The organism is Rubellimicrobium mesophilum DSM 19309 (genome assembly GCF_000600335.2).
Taxonomy (GTDB): Bacteria; Pseudomonadota; Alphaproteobacteria; order Rhodobacterales; family Rhodobacteraceae; genus Rubellimicrobium; species Rubellimicrobium mesophilum.
In genome coordinates this window covers 106,220-122,741 of sequence record NZ_KK088560.1, presented here as the reverse complement: position 1 = coordinate 122,741, position 16,522 = coordinate 106,220, and the positions used below count along the sequence as shown (strand labels likewise).

The 16,522-nt window shown below is 65.3% G+C and carries 22 protein-coding genes, 1 tRNA gene and 1 pseudogene; 21 read left to right on the top strand and 3 right to left on the bottom strand.

Going from position 1 to position 16,522, the window contains the following annotated elements:
- The first annotated feature begins 349 nt into the window (after nucleotides 1–349).
- From RUMESO_RS07150 to RUMESO_RS07085, 16 genes are all read left to right on the top strand, one after another.
- Entirely contained in the window at nucleotides 350–1,510 is a 1,161-nt protein-coding gene (locus RUMESO_RS07150; protein ID WP_037279369.1) for a phage integrase central domain-containing protein, read from the top strand.
- A 176-nt stretch (nucleotides 1,511–1,686) separates the two neighbouring features.
- A complete protein-coding gene (locus tag RUMESO_RS24980; protein WP_156362729.1) occupies nucleotides 1,687–1,878 on the top strand; it encodes a helix-turn-helix transcriptional regulator in 192 nt (63 codons plus the stop codon).
- Complete coding sequence (locus RUMESO_RS07145; protein ID WP_156362727.1) at nucleotides 1,875–2,117, top strand: hypothetical protein; 243 nt, start codon at nucleotides 1,875–1,877, stop codon at nucleotides 2,115–2,117. The genes RUMESO_RS24980 and RUMESO_RS07145 overlap by 4 nt, the downstream gene beginning before the upstream one ends.
- A 17-nt stretch (nucleotides 2,118–2,134) precedes the next feature.
- A complete protein-coding gene (locus tag RUMESO_RS24975) occupies nucleotides 2,135–2,557 on the top strand; it encodes a hypothetical protein (protein ID WP_156362725.1) in 423 nt (140 codons plus the stop codon).
- A gap of 495 nt (nucleotides 2,558–3,052) precedes the next feature.
- Complete coding sequence (locus tag RUMESO_RS07140; RefSeq protein WP_037279212.1) at nucleotides 3,053–3,985, top strand: IS5 family transposase; 933 nt, start codon at nucleotides 3,053–3,055, stop codon at nucleotides 3,983–3,985.
- 61 nt (nucleotides 3,986–4,046) lie between these two features.
- Nucleotides 4,047–4,535, top strand: coding sequence for a hypothetical protein (locus tag RUMESO_RS07135; RefSeq protein ID WP_037279210.1), 489 nt, complete (start codon nucleotides 4,047–4,049; stop codon nucleotides 4,533–4,535).
- Between the two features lie 102 nt (nucleotides 4,536–4,637).
- Nucleotides 4,638–4,985, top strand: coding sequence for a hypothetical protein (locus RUMESO_RS07130; RefSeq protein WP_156362723.1), 348 nt, complete (start codon nucleotides 4,638–4,640; stop codon nucleotides 4,983–4,985).
- Nucleotides 4,986–4,987: 2 nt separating this feature from the next.
- Nucleotides 4,988–5,299: a head-tail connector protein gene (locus RUMESO_RS07125; protein ID WP_037279206.1), complete on the top strand. Its 312-nt coding sequence runs from the start codon at nucleotides 4,988–4,990 to the stop codon at nucleotides 5,297–5,299.
- Nucleotides 5,299–5,712 (top strand): HK97-gp10 family putative phage morphogenesis protein, encoded by a 414-nt coding sequence (locus RUMESO_RS07120; RefSeq protein ID WP_037279204.1) that lies wholly within the window; start codon nucleotides 5,299–5,301, stop codon nucleotides 5,710–5,712. The genes RUMESO_RS07125 and RUMESO_RS07120 overlap by 1 nt, the downstream gene beginning before the upstream one ends.
- Entirely contained in the window at nucleotides 5,709–6,125 is a 417-nt protein-coding gene (locus tag RUMESO_RS07115) for a DUF3168 domain-containing protein (protein ID WP_037279202.1), read from the top strand. Before RUMESO_RS07120 ends, RUMESO_RS07115 begins: the two co-directional genes overlap by 4 nt.
- Nucleotides 6,122–6,445, top strand: a complete 324-nt coding sequence (locus RUMESO_RS07110) for a phage head closure protein (protein WP_037279201.1) — start codon at nucleotides 6,122–6,124, stop codon at nucleotides 6,443–6,445. The genes RUMESO_RS07115 and RUMESO_RS07110 overlap by 4 nt, the downstream gene beginning before the upstream one ends.
- Before the next feature lie 104 nt (nucleotides 6,446–6,549).
- A complete protein-coding gene (locus RUMESO_RS07105; protein WP_425414880.1) occupies nucleotides 6,550–6,837 on the top strand; it encodes a phage terminase small subunit P27 family in 288 nt (95 codons plus the stop codon).
- Entirely contained in the window at nucleotides 6,812–8,419 is a 1,608-nt protein-coding gene (locus tag RUMESO_RS07100) for a terminase large subunit (RefSeq protein ID WP_037279200.1), read from the top strand. The genes RUMESO_RS07105 and RUMESO_RS07100 overlap by 26 nt, the downstream gene beginning before the upstream one ends.
- A 9-nt stretch (nucleotides 8,420–8,428) precedes the next feature.
- Entirely contained in the window at nucleotides 8,429–10,897 is a 2,469-nt protein-coding gene (locus RUMESO_RS07095; protein WP_051521102.1) for a phage tail tape measure protein, read from the top strand.
- Between the two features lie 29 nt (nucleotides 10,898–10,926).
- On the top strand, nucleotides 10,927–11,262 hold the full coding sequence (locus tag RUMESO_RS07090) for a phage tail assembly chaperone (protein WP_156362721.1): 336 nt from the start codon (nucleotides 10,927–10,929) through the stop codon (nucleotides 11,260–11,262).
- Between the two features lie 247 nt (nucleotides 11,263–11,509).
- Nucleotides 11,510–11,866 carry a hypothetical protein gene (locus tag RUMESO_RS07085; protein WP_156362719.1) on the top strand — a complete coding sequence of 119 codons (357 nt, stop codon included), beginning with the start codon at nucleotides 11,510–11,512 and terminating at the stop codon, nucleotides 11,864–11,866.
- A gap of 141 nt (nucleotides 11,867–12,007) precedes the next feature.
- On the opposite strand, the gene RUMESO_RS07080 is transcribed toward RUMESO_RS07085, so the two are convergent.
- Nucleotides 12,008–12,097, bottom strand: a tRNA-Ser gene (locus RUMESO_RS07080).
- 176 nt (nucleotides 12,098–12,273) lie between these two features.
- On the opposite strand from RUMESO_RS07080, the gene RUMESO_RS07075 reads away from it, so the two are divergent.
- A complete protein-coding gene (locus RUMESO_RS07075; RefSeq protein WP_037279198.1) occupies nucleotides 12,274–13,125 on the top strand; it encodes a hypothetical protein in 852 nt (283 codons plus the stop codon).
- 43 nt (nucleotides 13,126–13,168) lie between these two features.
- Here the strand turns inward: RUMESO_RS07075 and RUMESO_RS07070 are convergent, their stop codons facing one another.
- Nucleotides 13,169–13,756, bottom strand: coding sequence for an Hsp20/alpha crystallin family protein (locus RUMESO_RS07070; protein ID WP_037279197.1), 588 nt, complete (start codon nucleotides 13,754–13,756; stop codon nucleotides 13,169–13,171).
- 164 nt (nucleotides 13,757–13,920) lie between these two features.
- Complete coding sequence (locus RUMESO_RS07065) at nucleotides 13,921–14,235, bottom strand: hypothetical protein (protein WP_037279196.1); 315 nt, start codon at nucleotides 14,233–14,235, stop codon at nucleotides 13,921–13,923.
- Between the two features lie 243 nt (nucleotides 14,236–14,478).
- Here RUMESO_RS07065 and rplU point away from each other — a divergent pair.
- The 4 genes and pseudogenes from rplU to RUMESO_RS07045 all read left to right on the top strand — a co-directional run bounded on the left by rplU (nucleotide 14,479) and on the right by RUMESO_RS07045 (nucleotide 16,485).
- Nucleotides 14,479–14,933, top strand: a pseudogene (gene rplU, locus RUMESO_RS07060) (50S ribosomal protein L21).
- A gap of 6 nt (nucleotides 14,934–14,939) precedes the next feature.
- Nucleotides 14,940–15,209, top strand: coding sequence for a 50S ribosomal protein L27 (gene rpmA, locus RUMESO_RS07055; protein WP_037279195.1), 270 nt, complete (start codon nucleotides 14,940–14,942; stop codon nucleotides 15,207–15,209).
- Between the two features lie 209 nt (nucleotides 15,210–15,418).
- A complete protein-coding gene (locus RUMESO_RS07050) occupies nucleotides 15,419–15,988 on the top strand; it encodes a GNAT family N-acetyltransferase (protein ID WP_037279193.1) in 570 nt (189 codons plus the stop codon).
- Nucleotides 15,985–16,485 carry a GNAT family N-acetyltransferase gene (locus RUMESO_RS07045; RefSeq protein WP_037279191.1) on the top strand — a complete coding sequence of 167 codons (501 nt, stop codon included), beginning with the start codon at nucleotides 15,985–15,987 and terminating at the stop codon, nucleotides 16,483–16,485. The genes RUMESO_RS07050 and RUMESO_RS07045 overlap by 4 nt, the downstream gene beginning before the upstream one ends.
- The last annotated feature ends 37 nt before the right edge of the window (nucleotides 16,486–16,522 follow it).

Below are 16,522 nucleotides of genomic sequence, written 5' to 3'. Positions count from 1 at the left end.
AGCGCGTTGCATAAAGCCGACGGGGGTCAGGGGCAGCTCGCTCTTACGCCGAATTGCTCAACAGAGCCGACTTAGGTCTAAAATCCTAAGATGCATCATAGACTTGCAGGGTTAAATTGGCGGAGAGACAGGCAGACATAACATCTCCTCATACCTCCTCACGACACATCACTTTCACGAGTCAAAACAACGATTTACTTGAAACTCACGGCTTTCGTGAGACTCCGCAGAGTGTTATAACCTACGCAGAATCGTGGGGTCAAACGTGGGGTCACAAGCGATGGCGGAGAGACATTCGAAGGCGCGCCCCTTCACGGCAGTATTCCTCCGCTCCGTCAAACCGGCAGGGATCTACTACGATCCCGGGCGCACAGGTCTGCAACTCGTGGTCAGCCCGGCCGGATCTCAATGGTGGCAGCAGCGCCTCACGATTAAAGGTAAGAGGTGCGACCTTGGGCTGGGGTCTGTCCAGTACGTCACTCTTACGGAAGCTCGCGCCAAGGCAGCAGAGAACAAGCGGGTGGCCCGAACCGGCGGTGACCCGCGACCCTCGCCAGTGGCGAACCCTGACGCGCCCTTGACCTTCACACAGGCGGCGGAAGCGTTCCTCGCGAGCAAGCTGGAGGAGTTCGGGAGCGACAAGCACAAACTCCAGTGGCGGACCTCCCTGGAGCAGTTCGCCTTTCCCATCATTGGCAAGACAGCAGTGAGGGACATTGGCGTGGGCGAGATCCTGAGGGTCCTTGAGCCACACTGGCTGGAACGCACGGAAACCGCCTCACGGCTTCGCGGCAGGATCGAAGCAGTTCTGGCATGGGCCCGGGTCAAGGGTCATGCCACGGGCGACAACCCCGCGCGCTGGAAGGGCAATCTTGATGCGATCCTACCCAAGCCGACCAAGGTGGCGGAGTCAGGCAACTGGCCTGCCCTGTCCCTTGGTGACGCGGCGCAATGGTTCCGGGCGCTCCAGATGCGCGAGGGCATGGCAGCCCGGGTGCTGGAGTTCCTGACGCTCACGGCAGCACGATCCGGGGAAGTGCGGGGCATGACCTGGGAGGAAGTGGACCTCGAGGCGCGGCTCTGGACGATCCCGGCGGAACGCATGAAGGCGGGTCGGGAGCATCGGGTGCCGCTCACGGACGAAGCCTTGGCGATCCTAAAGGCTCAAACGCCGCTGAACGGATCGCCCTATGTTTTCTGGGCCACGCGGGGCGGGATGCTCTCCGATATGACAATTTCTGCAGTCATGCGGCGGATGCACGAGTCCGAAGTAAAGGCTGGGCGCCCGGGATGGATCGACCCCCGGAGCAAGAAGGCAGCCGTACCGCACGGCATCCGATCGACATTCCGGGACTGGGCTGCGGAGCATTCCGAGTTCCCCCGCGACATGGCTGAGATCGCCCTAGCGCATCGCATCGGGAGCGACGTTGAACGGGCTTATCGGCGAGGCGACATGCTGGAGAAGCGGCGCGCGATGATGAGGGAATGGGGCGCCTTCATTCGCGCCTGAAACATACATGAGGCGAGACCGATCAACGATTGGCAGTTCCTACCAAGGGAAGCGAGGCAACGTGGACCGAGTTTCAAGTTAAACTTGAAAGGCCTAGGCAAATCAGTTACTTGTTGACCGAATCGCATCATACCTGCTAACTGTGCGTCATACCGGAACGCAGGTTGGGGACAACGATGCTGATAGAGGTAGATCCCGGACGCTTCTATAAGAAGCGCGAAGTCAAGCAGATGCTTGCTCAGTCTGACGCCAACCTTGATCGGTTGGTAAAGAAGGGCTTAGTGCCGGCGCCATTCCGAATTGGCGAACGTGACAAGGTCTGGTCGGGGAAGGCGCTGATCGAGTGGATGGGGACACTGTCCAAGTGACCCGCTCCGACCTACTCATGAATCTGCTGGTCATCGCCCTTATACAGAAGGCGCTCGAGGTCGCGGCAAAACAAAGTCCGACGATCGACCTTCAGGCTTTCCGGGATTGCGTGGCCAATTGCCAACAGCTCCGAACCGACGACCTTTCGCGCCTTGCCGCGGAAGTTGAAAAGACAACGGGAAGCCAACTTTCCGAAGAAGAGCAGGAGCCCGCCAGCTCCGTCCATGTGGTGCACTAGAACAATGGGACGGACCAATGGCGGCAAGACTCACGAAGGCGCTGGACGCCTTTCGACACGTCACAAGCAACCCGCATCTCTTCGCCAATCCTGAGACAGAGGCGAGCTACCTCGAATGCGTGGAGCTTCAGTACTTCACCTGTAATCCTCGCCGGACTCTCTGGGCCCGGCCGGTAACCTTCCGTGAGGAGGCCGAGTACTACAAGGCGTTCGGTGGGATGCCCGATGGACTGAACCGGGTCCTGCGCCTGGTTCACTTCGACCGTAAAGAGTGGGCCTTTCAACGCCAGTTCGCCCGTCTCCCGTGCGAAGTCGAATGGCAGTCTTTAGGCGAACTGGCCGTCTTTGAACTGTGGGGCACGTTCAAGCCTCCAAGTCCGTCAGTGCTGGAGTACCGCCGCAAAACAAAGCTGAAACAGCTTAGCTCCGACGCAGCGTGACGACCTAACCGAGCGATCCCGCCAGATCTCTCTAATGAAAATGGGCGCCCGAGCCGGCATTCAGGCGCCCGAGGATATGGGATTGTTTGGCGAATGGAAGCTAGCCCGCATCGCACCGCAATGCAAGGAGTCCCGGCCTTTCTTGAGGCTAACCGGGAATTGATCGAAGCCGGGGCCGCGCTCCATTGGCTTCGTCCGCAACGAAAGAGCCCGATCGAAGGTGCTTGGAGTTCAGCACCGCGATGCGGGTTTGCGGACCTTGCCGGCCGATACACCGAAGGCGCGAACATCGGCATTCGCCTTGGGGAACCCTCAGAGACGGCGGCCGGTTACCTGCACCTCATTGACCTTGATGTACGCGACCCCGACCGGGCAGGGGAAGCATGGGCAGCACTTCTGAAGCTGTTCCCCGGCGCCCGGGATCTGCCCACGGTGGCTCTGTTGCGCAAATCCTGCGGGATTCCTCTTGGAGGCTGAGTGGGTTAGTGGATGAGGATGCCCAAGCCTGACCCTCCGACCTACCGCACGACCAACTGGCGCGCCTACAGTGAAGCCCTGAAGCAGCGCGGCTCGCTTTTGGTCTGGTTTGATCCCGAGATGGAGTGGATCGCCGCCCCGAGTGGCCGGCGCGGGCGTCCGACCACCTTCTCGGATGCTGCCATCCAGGCGTGCCTGATGTTGAAGGCGCTCTTTGGGCTGCCGCTGCGCCAGACGACCGGGCTGGTGGCGAGCCTGCTGAGGCTCGCGAAGCTGAACTGGCCGGTGCCGGATTACAGCACGCTCTGTCGGCGCCAGAATGATCTGATCGTCACGATCCCCTACCGGCCCAGCACGGGTGCGCTGCACCTGCTGGTCGACAGCACCGGCATCAAGGCCATGGGCGAAGGCGAGTGGTCCTGCCGCAAGCACGGCGCCTCGCGCCCGCGACAGTGGGCCAAGGTCCACTTGGGCATCGATGCCGAGACGCTGGAGATCCGAGCTGTTGAGGTGACCGGGAGCCGCGTTGGTGACGGGCCCATGCTCCCCAAACTGCTCGAGCAGATCCCACTGGAAGAGCCCATCAGTACTGTCACCGCCGATGGCGCCTATGACACGCGAGCCTGTCACGCCGCTGTCGCCGCCCGTGAGGCCACGGCCGTGATCCCGACCCGCCGCAACGGTCGACCCTGGAAAGAGACCACGCCAGGAGCTCGGGCCCGCAACGACATCCTCCGGGCAAGCCGCCGCTTCGGCCGGGTGATCTGGCGCAGCTGGAGCGGCTATCACCGACGAAGTCGCATCGAGGCCAAGATGCGGTGCATGAAGCTCCTGGGTGAGCGGCTCTCAGCCCGAACCCCCAGCCGCCAAACCGCCGAGCTTCAGATCCGTGCCGCCCTTCTCAACCGCTTCACCGCCCTCGGCACCCCCGAGACCAAGCGCGTTGCATAAAGCCGACGGGGTCAGGGGCAGCTCGCTCTTACGCCGAATTGCTCAACAGAGCCATTCAGCCATGAAGATGTTCTCCACAGCAGGGACTCGGATCTACATCGGCGGCCCGCTTCCGCTGAAGGTGTTCGATTACGCTGAAGCCGACTTCGCGGATCAGGATTGGACCGAGATCCTGGGTCACGAAGAGCTCGGGAGCATCGGCGACACCGCGACCGAAGTCCGAACCAAGCGCATCCGCGCCAACCGTGTCGTCCGCTTCAAGGGAATGCGGGAAGGTGCAACCTGGGAATTGATCTGCAGCATCGACGCTGACGACCCCGGACAAGCAGCCCTGATCGCGGCCGAGAAGACGAACAGGAACTATGCGGTTCGTATCGTGTTCCCGGACGCGCCGGATGGCGGGACGCCCTCGGAGCGGCTGTGCATCGCCAACGTGGGCAGGGCCGAAGAGCAACTGGCCAACGCGGATACCGAAGCCGCGAAGGTGAACTTCTCGCTCTGGATCAACTCCAACATCGTCCGCGTCGAAGCGGCCGAAGCGGCGCCCTGACCCGATGGGCCCGGGGGTGGTCTCCAACTTTCCGGGTGCCATGGGGACCGGCGCGCGGGACTTCGCGCAACATTCGCATGAAATGGGAAAAACGACATGGCCGTGAAAAACTACGACGCAAAGCCCGGCGCGAACGGCGTCAAAGTCATCACCTGGGAACTTGCTCCGGGCGACACGGCACAACCTTACGAACCCGAATGGAACGAAGCGGCTACGGGATCGGTGCAGTTCTCAGGGACGTTCGGGGGTGCCGTGGTTGGGCTGCGTCAGTCGAATGACGGGGCCGAATGGTGGCGGGTCTTCCTCGAGGACGGAAACACGTTCGCCGGCGAAGATGACGCGCGCAACTTCTGCACGACCGACTTCAAGTCCGCTGCACGCTACCTGCGACCGAACATCTTCGGTGGTTTGGCGTACGCGATCACCGTCACCATGGTTCTGAGGGGCTAACCATGGCGATCGTGACCCTGGAGCAAGTCAAAGAGCAACTGGCGTTCACCGATGACTTGGGAACGACAGACGATGCCCTCTTGGGTCGCAAGATCGCTGCGGCCCAGAACCATGTGGAGCGGTTGCTGGGCTTCAAGATCGAAGCGCAGTTCGGTGGCACGGATCAAGAAGCGGTTCCGCCGGCGCTGGTGGAAGCCGTCTCACAGCTAGCCGCGTGGTGGTACGAGTCTCGCGAGGCTGCCGGCCCGAACGTCCAAGAGATCCCTTTCGGAGTGCAGGAGGTCGTTCGAGAGTATCGGGGGTTCAGCTTCTGATGCCCGGCGACGGTGGACTCGGGCGCTTCCAAGCGCGGATGCGGGCGATCCCCAAGGCAGCCCGGGAGGTGGTTAAGCCTGCCCTGGTGAAGGCTGCCGAGGACGTGGCAGACGCCATGCGGGCTCTTGCGCCAGAGGATGAAGGCGACCTGAAGGCGAGCATTGCCGTCACCGGACCGGGTCAACAGACGCCCCCTTACTCGCAACCGGGCGGCTCCATGGTGGTGCCTGAGAACGCAGCGGCGGTCACGGCCGGCAACAGCGAAGTCCGCTACCCGCACTTGGTTGAGTACGGGACCAAGCTCCAGCGAGCGCAACCGTACTTCTGGCCCGGCTTTCGCCTGTCCCGAAAGAAGGCCGCGAACCGCATCAAGCGGGCGATCGGCAAGGCGATCCGGGAGGCGAAGCGATGAGTGCAGACCTGGCAGTTCAACGGGCGATCCGGGCGCGGCTTGTGGCATCTTCCGGGGTCACGGCGCTTGTTCCGGCTAACTCGATCTTGGATCGGCACCAGAGGCCGGCGCCCCGGCCCGGGATCGTGCTGGGAGAGTCCATGATTACGGGCGCCGGCTCGAGCATCCTGCGGCGGCGGACTCGCGTCTGGCATACGCTGCACGTCTGGAAAACCGAACCGTCCCTCGAAGGCGCGAAGGAGATTTGCGGCGTAGTAGAGGCGGCACTGTCCGCCGGGCGCCTAGACCTCGGGCCCAACTTCCACGCGATCGACTCCCATGTGGTTTCGAGCCGCACCATGCGCGACCCGGACGGGGAGACCTCGCATGGCGTGGTGACGATCGAAGTTCTGGCAGAAGAGGTGACGCCATGAAGGCCGGTGCGCTTGCTCACTTGATCCGGCTTCAGCGGTCCACAGTGACCGTGAACGAAGCCGGGACGCCTGTCCCGACTTGGGGAGAGTACGCCCGGCTTCGTGCTGAGGTGGTGGAACGGTCAACGGCGGAGTTCCTCGAGGACGGCGGCGCCGCCGATAACGGCACGATCGTCTTCCGCACGCGGCCCTTCGGCGACCTCACCACGGCGGACCGGATCGCCTTCCAAGGAGCTCTGTGGAACGTGCGGGAGGTGCGACTGATCGGCCGGCGCGAGGGTCTGGAGATCCGCTGCGTCAACGTGAACGGGGCCGGATGATGCGTGGGACGAAGCCGAACCTTCGCACCGACTCCGCCCCGATCGGTGACTTGCCGGCGCCCGACTGGCTGTCCGTGGATGCGAAGGCGGAGTGGGACCGAGTCATGCCGATCCTGGCCGAGCGGCGCATCCTGACGGAAGCCGACCTGGGCAGCCTTGAAATGTTCTGCGTGGCGATCGGCACGGTTCGCGAGATGGAGCGCGAACTACAGGACAAGGGCCATGTCATCACCGTGAAGGGGGTGCCCAAGCGCAACCCGGCGACCGGTATTCAGTCGGACGCGATGACCCGGGCGCGGCTCTTGGCGGCCGAACTGGGGCTGACTCCCGTGTCACGCTCCCGACCCGCAATCAGGGAAGACGACGATGATGACTCCCTCTTGGATCAGTGACGGGTCCGAGATCCCTGACCCGATGGGCTACGGGGAACGGGCGGTGAAATGGCTGCGGAAGCTGAAGCATCCGAAGAACCCTGCGCCCGGTCACCCATTCAAGCTTGACCCCTGGCAAGAGCGGATCGTTCGGAAGATCTATGGGCCGCGCAACGCAGACGGCAGCCGCATTGTCCGGCGCGTGGTGCTCCTCTTGCCCCGTGGCAACCGGAAGACTTCCCTTGCGGCGGGGCTCACCCTCTTGCACCTGATCGGGCCCGAACGGCAGCCCGGCGGCCTGATCGTCTCGGCTGCGTCCGCCCATGAACAGGCCCTCGAGCTGTTCAACGAAGCGGCCATGATCGTCCAGAACGACGGGCGCCTGTCGAAACACCTCAGCGTTCGGGAGTACGTCAGCCGGATCGCCTTCAACAAGGAACGGACGCGCTATGTCGCAGTGGCATCCGACGGCAAGACGCAGCACGGCAAGACCCCCAACGTAGTCATTGCTGACGAGCTCCACGCATGGGAGGGCAGGGCAGGCTTGCGCCAGTGGGAGGCGCTAGACTCGGCCCTGGTGAAGGTGCCCGGGACGCTCTTGATCGTGGCCAGCACGTCGGGCCGCGGACAGGAGAATTTGGCGTGGGAAACTGTCTCCTACGCCATGAAGGTTCAGAAGGGTGAGATCGAAGACCCTGCGACCTTGCCCGTCATCTTCATGGCTGAGGCCGAAGACGATTGGAAAGACGAGTCCCTCTGGTTCGACGCGAACCCCGGTCTGCAGCATGGGTATCCCGACATCACCGGATTCCGGGACAAGGCGCGCAAGGCGGAACACTCACCATTCGAGCGGGACTCCTTTCTGCAGTTCAACCTCAACCGATGGCTGGACCAGTCAACTTCGCCCTTTGTCGAGATGCACGTTTACGACCAAGGCGCCGCGGCCGTGGATCTGGACGAACTGGAAATGGTCCAAGAGCCATGTTGGATCGGAGTCGACCTGTCCAAGAACGAAGACCTGACCGCGGTTGTCGCGTGCTGGCGGGATGGCGAAGACGGCTATCAGGTAGTCCCGTGGTTCTTCTGCCCGGAAGAGAACCTGAGGAAGCGGGGCGAGCTCCATGGCGTCGATTATGTGACCTGGGCAGAAGAGGGGTTCATCATCCCGACGCCCGGCAACACGGTCGATCTAAAGGCCGTGGAGGATCACATTCGCGACCTATGCGCGACCCATTCCGTTCGGGAGATCGCCTTCGATCCGACCTACGGGCGGCACATGATGGCGAACCTCAGCGAAGACGGCTTGCCCGTGGTGGAGTTCCGGCAAGGGTGGGTCACCATGGCGCCGGCCGTCAAAGAGCTGGAACGCGCCGTTCTGAAAGGTGGCTTCCGGCACGGGGCCAACCCGGTCCTGCGGTGGAACTTCGGGAACATTCAGCTCCATGTGGATTCGGCGGGGAACAAGTCGTTCCACAAGGGCAAGAGCGGCAACAAGATCGACGGGGCGGTGGCGGCAGCCATGGCCGTGGCGCGGTGCGCCAGCAACGAAAACGAACTGACGACTTCGGCCGCCTGGTTCGATGACGACATGTGGACAGCCTGAGGAGCGATCATGCCCACGGATGAAGAACGACTGATCGTTTCCCTCGAGGCGCGGGTGAACGAATTCGAGAAGCGCATGAAGCGGGCGGAGCAGACGGGAACCCGTTCGTTCCAGCGGCTGCAACGGGATTCCCAGTCCGCCACGCGGCAGATGGAAACCGATATGCAACGGGCGACCGCTCGCATCAATCAGGCCCTCGCTTCGACCACGGCGCAGGTCGGCAACTTCGGCCGGAACTTCGTGCAAGGGCTCGCCGTCGGGGCGATCGCGACCGCAACAGCAGCGATCACGGCAGGGGTGCATGAGGCCGTCAAGAGTCTGGCCAGCCTTGGGGATGAGGCGCGGCGTGCTGGCGTGAGCGTGGAGACGTTCCAAGAACTCAAGTTCGTGGCGGAACAGAACCGCATCGACGTGGATGCCCTGACTGACGGGCTGAAGGAACTGTCACTCCGGGCGGACGAGTTCATTCAGACTGGGGCCGGCTCCGCGGCGGAAGCCTTCGGCCGGCTGGGCTTCGGAGCGGAAGACCTGTCGGAACGGCTCAAGGAACCTTCGGAACTCCTGCTTGAGATCATCGGGCGGCTCGAGGACTTCGACAGGGCCGCGCAAATCCGCATCGCGGATGAGGTCTTCGGCGGGACGGGTGGTGAACGTTTCGTGGAGCTGATCGGGCAGGGCGAAGCCGGACTCCGCGCCACAATCGAGCGGGCGCACGAACTTGGCTTGGTTCTGGACGAAGAGACGATTGCCAAGGCGCAAGAGTTGGATCGCCGGTTCAGCGAGGTGGCGGCGAAGGTGGGCAACCTGTTCCAGCGGCTTGTGGTCGGGACGGCGGACTTCGCGGGCGAGGTGCTGAACCTTGGCGAGCAGATCGAGCGCATTGACGAAGTGCTGCGGAACAGCGCGCAAGCTGCGGCCCTTCTGGGCCCGGCCGTTGCGGAGGGCATGGAGGCAAACCCCGAGCTGATCCGCGAACACGAAGACGCCTTGCGCGAGATCCTGGCGCTCTATGAGAACGTGGCAGGCGAGGGGGCGAACCTTGCCCCCTATCTGGATCGGGCTGCGAACTACCTTCGGGAGATCGGCGACACCGATGCAGAGGCTGCACTTCGAGCGGCTGCGCAGGAGATGCGCGACCTTCAGGCCGGGTTGGACGACGGCTCTATCTCTGCGCAGGACTTTGAGGCGCGCATGGGTGAGGCGGCTGGCACGGCTTCTGACGTTCTGGCCCAGCTTGACGCGATCGACCAAGAGAACTTGGGCAGCGTCATCATGGCCGTCACCGGCCTCGCCGCAAACCTTGTGAACGCAGCCCGTGCGGCGGCGAGCTTGCGGGCCCAGCTTCCCGGAAGCGGTTCGCCCGCAGACCTCGAGGACCCAAGAGGGAACACTGGCAACGTCTACTCCGCCGGTGCCGGCATGGCCACGTCCACTCCGCAAGCACCGCGGAATGCCCCGGTTCCTCCGACCCGTCCGCCCTTGGTGGACGACTACACGGCGCCGGATGGTGGCTGGAACCGCAACACCCTCCGACCCCAGACACGTCCCGCCGACATTGACTTCGGAGTCCCGGTTTCCGCCGGCGGTGGCGGCGGCTCGAGAGGGGGCGGTGGTACGCCGCGCCTGTCCGACTATCAGCGCGAGGTGGAGTCGACCCGGGAGCAGATTGCCAAGCTCGAGGCTGAGGCGGCCGAGCTCATGGCAGTGTCGCAAAGCGGCCGGGACGTGGGTGACGCCATGGATTACGCCCGGAAGCGGGCCGAGCTCCTGTATGAAGCCCAGCAGTCCGGGCAGGAGATCACGCCAGAAGTTCGGGCGGCGATTGACCGACTCGCCCTGTCCTACACCACGGCGGGGCAGGCGGCGGAGGATGCCGCCGATCGGCTGCGCCTCATCGAAGACAACGCGAAGCGCGGGGCCGATCGTCTGACGGATATGTTCATGGGCATCCTCAGCGGCTCAATGTCGGCGCGCGAGGCCCTGGGGCAACTCCTGATCGAGATCGCCCGGGTCCAGATGCAGAAGGCGCTACTCGGCATGGCCGAAGGTGGCGGGACCATGGGGAACGCGATCGGTTGGCTTGGTGGCCTGCTAGGGGGCGGCTTCGCCTATGGCGGCTACACGGGCGCAGGCGGGACCTGGGAGCCGAAGGGTATCGTCCATGGGGGCGAGTACGTTTTCAGCAAGCGCGCGGTTCAGCGCATCGGCGTCGGGCGGCTCGAGGCAATGCATCGCGCGGCGCGCGGCTATGCCACGGGCGGCTTCGTGCGGGATGAAGCGGCTGAGGCCCTAACCTCGCCGATGATGCCCCCTCCGGCCGAGAAGCCCGTGACGCCCGTGGTCAACGTCAAGAACGTGAACGTCTTCGAGGCGTCCGACGTGATGAGTCAGGCGCTTTCCACGGAAGCAGGGCAACGGGTCATGCTGAACTTTATGACCCGGAACGCCCGCGCCATAGGTGGGGCCATGTCGAGATGAAGGGCGGGGACCGACTCAAGCGGCAACTGGTGACCGCGCTGAAGGATCACCTCGCCAGCCCAACGGCCCGGGTCCGTGTCCCGGAAGCGGGTGAGATCCTATGGCAGGCGTTCCTCGAGTTGGACGCGACCCGTCACGTCGGGGACGCGGGACCGGCACCTATCACCTTCCTTGAGATCGAAGCCTGGTGCCGGCTCAAGGGGGTCCCGTTCCAGCCTCACCATATCGAGACGCTGAGGGCCATGGATGCGGCCCTTGTGGCTCACTTCTTGGAGAAGGCGAAAAAGGCTGTGGAGGCGCTGAAGCGGCAGCGGCGGCCGGGTCGCCCATCCATGAACGCGGCTCTGTTCGACAAGATGTTCTAAGGGACTGATTTCGCACTTACACGCGTATGTTGACTGTCAAGTTATGCGTGTAAGTCTCTGACTTTCAATATTTTTCTGGACGCCTGAGAGCGCGCGCGCTAGGTCTTGCCTCACCCGGCACGGGGCCGGGGTAGGAAGGATCATGGCTAAACCAACAGCACAACTGATTGACAGGAGCGAACTGCGCGTCTCGCCCAAGGATTGGTCATTACCTCGCGAGAATCTCCGTTCGCTAATGGAGTCCACCATGGCCGTGGTGGAGAGGGAGTTCGACTTAGGCCTTCGTGTTCTCTGGAACGGCAGCACCTATGGCGAGGGAGACGAGGCGTGTACCGCCATCGTCGCGCGAGGTATCCCCAGCGGCTATGTCGTCGCCTACGTTACCGCTGGCGAACGAGCACTAGTTCGCCTGGAGGTGGTCATGAACAGTCTGCCGGACGCAATCGCGATCGCCGAGATGTTTGCGGGCGCCGACGGTGCCAGCGTCACGCAGCCTGCACATGGCTTCAGTTGGGACAGACTTTCTCCGGACGAGTCCGACGACTTCGCAACTTTCCTTTGCCGCCAGCCCCGGTCGGCCGCTCACCATGAGGTGACTCCCTGAATCGCGAAAGGGGGTCTTCGGGCCCCCTCGCAACTGGCACGAGTCCCAGACATTCACGGTCGGAACGTGGGGCTTAACGTGGGGCCAGAGCCGACAACGACCATATAACTATCTGAAAAGGCTCAGTTTTCAGGGTTGATGTGGCGGAGAGACAGGGATTCGAACCCTGGGAAGGCTTGCACCCTCAACGGTTTTCGAGACCGCCCCGTTCGACCGCTCCGGCATCTCTCCGCGGCCGAGGTCCGATCTAGTCGGGGGCGTCGTCGGGCGCAACCCCCTTATGCGCGGAGTCGCACGTCCTGACGATCCCGTCAGTGGCCCAGGCTGTCCCTTGGCGCCCCCCACGCCGGAGCCTATGCTCCCTGGAACGTCCGTCCACGCCGCGGACCCAAGAGGAGCCCCGACCGATGATCCTCCGCACCGCCAGCATCCTGGCCGTCGCCCTGACCGCCGTTCCCGCCCTCGCGCAGACCTCGACCGCCACCACCGGCGAGGTGCCCGACGACGTGCGCGCGATCTACGACGCCCTGCTCCTGCCCGAGGTGATCGACGTCGTCGCGGAGGAGGGGGCTTCCCACGGCGAGGACCTGGCCCGGACGGTCTTCGAGGGGCGCCCCGTGCCCCAGCACTGGACCGACCTCGTCGCCGCGATCTACGACCCCGGCCACATGGAGCAGGAGGTCCTGGCCTCGCTCGCCGAGGACCTCCGGGGCCAGGACACCGCCGCGATGCTGGCCTTCCTCCAGGCCGAGCCCGGGCGCAGCCTCACGGCGCTGGAGCTCGACGCGCGCGAGGCGATGATGGACGAGGAGGTGGAGCAGGAGGCCAAGGAGAGGGCCGCCGTCGCGCTGTTCCAGAACTCGCCGCGCCTGGAGATCCTGCAGCGCTACGCCGAGGCCACCGACCTCATCGAGATGAACGTCGCGGGCACGATGAACAACAACGTGGCCTACCTGACGGGGCTCCTCGACGGCGGCGCCCTCTCGGACGACATGACCGAGTCGGACCTCCTCGCCGACGTCGCCGGCCAGGAGCCGCAGATCCGCGCCCAGACCGAGGAATGGGCCTACTCCTTCCTCCTCAAGGCCTACGAGCCCGCCACCGATGCCGACATCGAGGCGCTGATCGCCTTCTCCGAGACGGAGCCCGGCCAGGCCCTGAACCTTGCCGTCTTCGAAGCCTTCGACGAACGCTTCACCGATGTCTCCCGCGCCCTGGGCCTCGCCGCGGCGCGCTACATGACGACCGAGGAGATCTGACCGCAGGACGGGACCCCGAGGGGCCCCGCCGCGTCGCCGCGCCTCATCGCGGCCCGCCGGACGGCTGTCCTCCCCCGGCCTTGCCGTCCTGGGCCTGGCCCGTGGAGCCGCCCTCCCGCTCCTGGCCGATCCGCTGCGCTCCGCCCTGTCCCCGCTGCACCTGGATGCGCCGGGTGCGCTCCCGCTGGGCCGCCTTGGGAAGCGTCACGGTGAGCACGCCGTTCTCGAAGCTGGCCCGCACCTGCTCGGGATCGACGGGGAAGGGGAGCCGCAGCGAGCGCTGGAACGTCCCGTAGGAGCGCTCGACGAAGTGGAAGTTCTCCTTGTCGTCCTTCCTCTCGAACTTCTTCTCGCCCCGGATGGTGAGCACGTCGTCGTTCAGGCTCACGTCGATGTCGTCCTCGCCGACGCCCGGCAGCTCGGCCGAGATGCGGATCTCGTTTTCGGTCTCCGAGACGTTCATGTGGGCGTTGATGATGTTGCCCCCGCCGGACTGGCCCTGGGCGGCCATCGGCGTCCCGCCCATGAAGTCGTCGAGGAGGCGGTTCATCTCCCGATGCAGCGAGAGAGGGTCGAAGCCCCCGCCGAGCAGGCCGCCGCCGCGGTAGGGGGAAAGCGGATTGCGAGCCATCGTGGTCCTCCTTGCTTGTGTGAGCCATCGCGGCCCGGAAGCAGGACACCGTTTGCCCGTCACCGGACCGGACACGCGCCCCAGATGGGGATTAGTCGAACGTATTCAAGGGAATGAACCGGGAACGGCGCCCCCGCGACCGTCCGTCGCGCCCCCGGCCGTCATCATCCCCCATAGAGCATCAGCGCCGTCGTCAGCGCCGCCGGATTGGCCTCGTAGAGACCGAGGTCGCCGCGGAGCTGGATCACCCGGGCGGTCCGGTCCTGCGCCGGCACGCCAGCGGCGTCCATGGCGCGAGCGAGGTTCGGCCCGCTCCCGACCTCGATCTCGCCCAGGATTCCGGGCCAGGCCGACTTCACCGCCACCTCCACGGCGCCACGCCGCTGGGCCTCGGCCGGGTTGATCAGCGCGCCGATGTCGAGCCCCTGCGAGCAGGCTCCCAGCGCCAGAAGCGCGGCCACGAGCATCGGTCGGATCATCGTGCAGCCCCTGCTTTCCGGTTGACTCGGGCAGCAGTTGCGCAGATAAGCCGCCATCCCGGCAAGCGGATTCGTTTGCGGGGCCCGCGTGGCTTTGCCGCGCTGGACTTGACGACACTGCGGTTTCGGCCGCGTCCCTATCACGAACGCCCCCCAGGGGCGCGCTGTCCGAGGCGGGACCCACCGGTCCCACAACGCCCCAGAACGGGGGGCCGCAGGGCGCGGAGCAGAAAAGGAAGACCAATGTTCGCGGTTCTCAAGACCGGCGGCAAGCAGTACCGGGTCCAGCAGGGCGACGTGCTGCGTGTCGAGAAGCTCTCCTGCGAGGCGGGCGAGACCATCCAGTTCAACGAGGTCCTGGTCGTCGGCGACCAGATCGGCGCGCCCTTCGTGGCCGGCGCCGCGGTCCAGGCGACCGTAATCGACCAGATCAAGGGCGAGAAGGTCATCCACTTCGTCCGCCGCCGCCGCAAGCACTCCTCCAAGCGGACCAAGGGCCACGCCAGCAACTCACGCTCGTCCGCGTGACCGAGATCCTCGCCTCGGGCGGAGAGGCCACGGGCGTCAAGGCCGCAATCGGCTCGGGCACCCGGCCCGCCTTCGCCGACATGGCCCCCGTCGCCGCCAATGAGCCGGCCGCCGAGGCCGCCCCGAAGCCGCGCGCGAGCCGCAAGGCCGCCGCCTCGACCCAGGAGTAAGATCCCATGGCCCACAAGAAAGCAGGCGGCTCCTCCCGCAACGGGCGCGACAGCGCCGGACGCCGCCTCGGCGTCAAGAAGTACGGCGGCGAAGCCGTGATCGCCGGCAACATCATCGTGCGCCAGCGCGGGACCAAGATCTGGCCCGGCACCGGCGTCGGCATGGGCACGGACCACACGCTCTTCGCGGTGGCCGACGGCCAGGTGACCTTCCGCAAGGGCCTCAAGGGCCGGACCTTCGTGTCCGTCCAGCCCGTCGCCGAAGCCGCCGAGTAAGCGCCGAACAGCCCCAAGTGGCAAGGACGGGGGATCGGCGGAACGGCCGATCCCCCTTCGCATTTCAGGGTCAAGCCTCCGGGGAGGGCGCAGGCCTGCCATGCGCCGCCCCAATTACGTTCACGAATCCGCCGCACTTCCATGCTAGGATTCCTGCAGGCGCCCCGGATCGGAGGAGGGTCCGGACGCTCGAGGGGAAGGACAGATCGATGCTCGAATCCATCGCCAAGACGTTGGCCGATCCGGTCGCGCCACAGCCGGTGATCGCCTCCGAGCGGTTCGTGCTCCGCCCCCTGCAGCGCTCGGACGCCGGCCTCATCGCCCATTACGCCGGCGATGAGCGGGTCGCCCGTGGCACCCGCTCGATTCCCCATCCCTTTCCGCCCGGCGCCGCCGAGGCGCTGGTGGCCCGCGCCCTCGGCCCCACGCGAAGCGAGGATGTCTGGGCCCTCGACGGCACCGCGCAGGGCCTCGGGGAGCTCCTGGGCCTCATCCACCTCGCCCGCATGGACCGCGACCAGAGCGAGATCAGCTTCTGGATCGCCCCCGCCTTCTGGAACACCGGCCTCGCCTCCGAGGCCGTCGGCGCCCTGATCGCCGCCAATCCGCAGCGCTCGCAGACCATGTTCGCCGAGGTCTTCCAGGACAATCCCGGCTCCGCGCGCGTGCTGACGAACAACGGCTTCGAATACCTGGGCGACGCCGAGTCCTTCTCGGTCGCCCGGGGCGTGGTCGTGCCCACCTGGACCTACGCGCTCCCCCTCAAGAAGCCGAGGTGAGGGTCCTTCGCACCGCGCGCCTGGCGCTGCGGCCCATCGAGGAAGCCGACCTCTCCACCCTGGTGGAGAGGATCAACGACTTCGAGATCGCGCGATGGCTCTCGGTGGTCCCGTTCCCCTACACCCAGGCTGACGCCAAGTGGTTCCTTGCCCACGCGCGCGACGACGCAGGGAAGGTCTGGGTCATCGACGACGGCCAGCTTCGCGGCATCATCGGCCTGGGTCACGAATTCGGCTACTGGCTGGAGCGCGGCGCCTGGGGCCGGGGCCTGGCGACCGAGGCGGGCCGCGCCGTCCTCGGGTGGCATTTCGCCCAACCCGGGGCAGGGGAGGTCTTCGCCGGGCACTTCCTCGGCAACGACCGCTCCGCGAACGTCCTCGCCAAGCTCGGATTCGAGCCGGTGGGCCTGCGCCTGAGTCCCTGCCGTGCCCGGGGCCACGAGGTCCACAGCCGCCTGATGCGCCTCACCCCCGACCGCTGGGCCAGCCGCGCCTAGCGCAAGGCGAATCGGGCGCCCATATCACGGCTCCAGG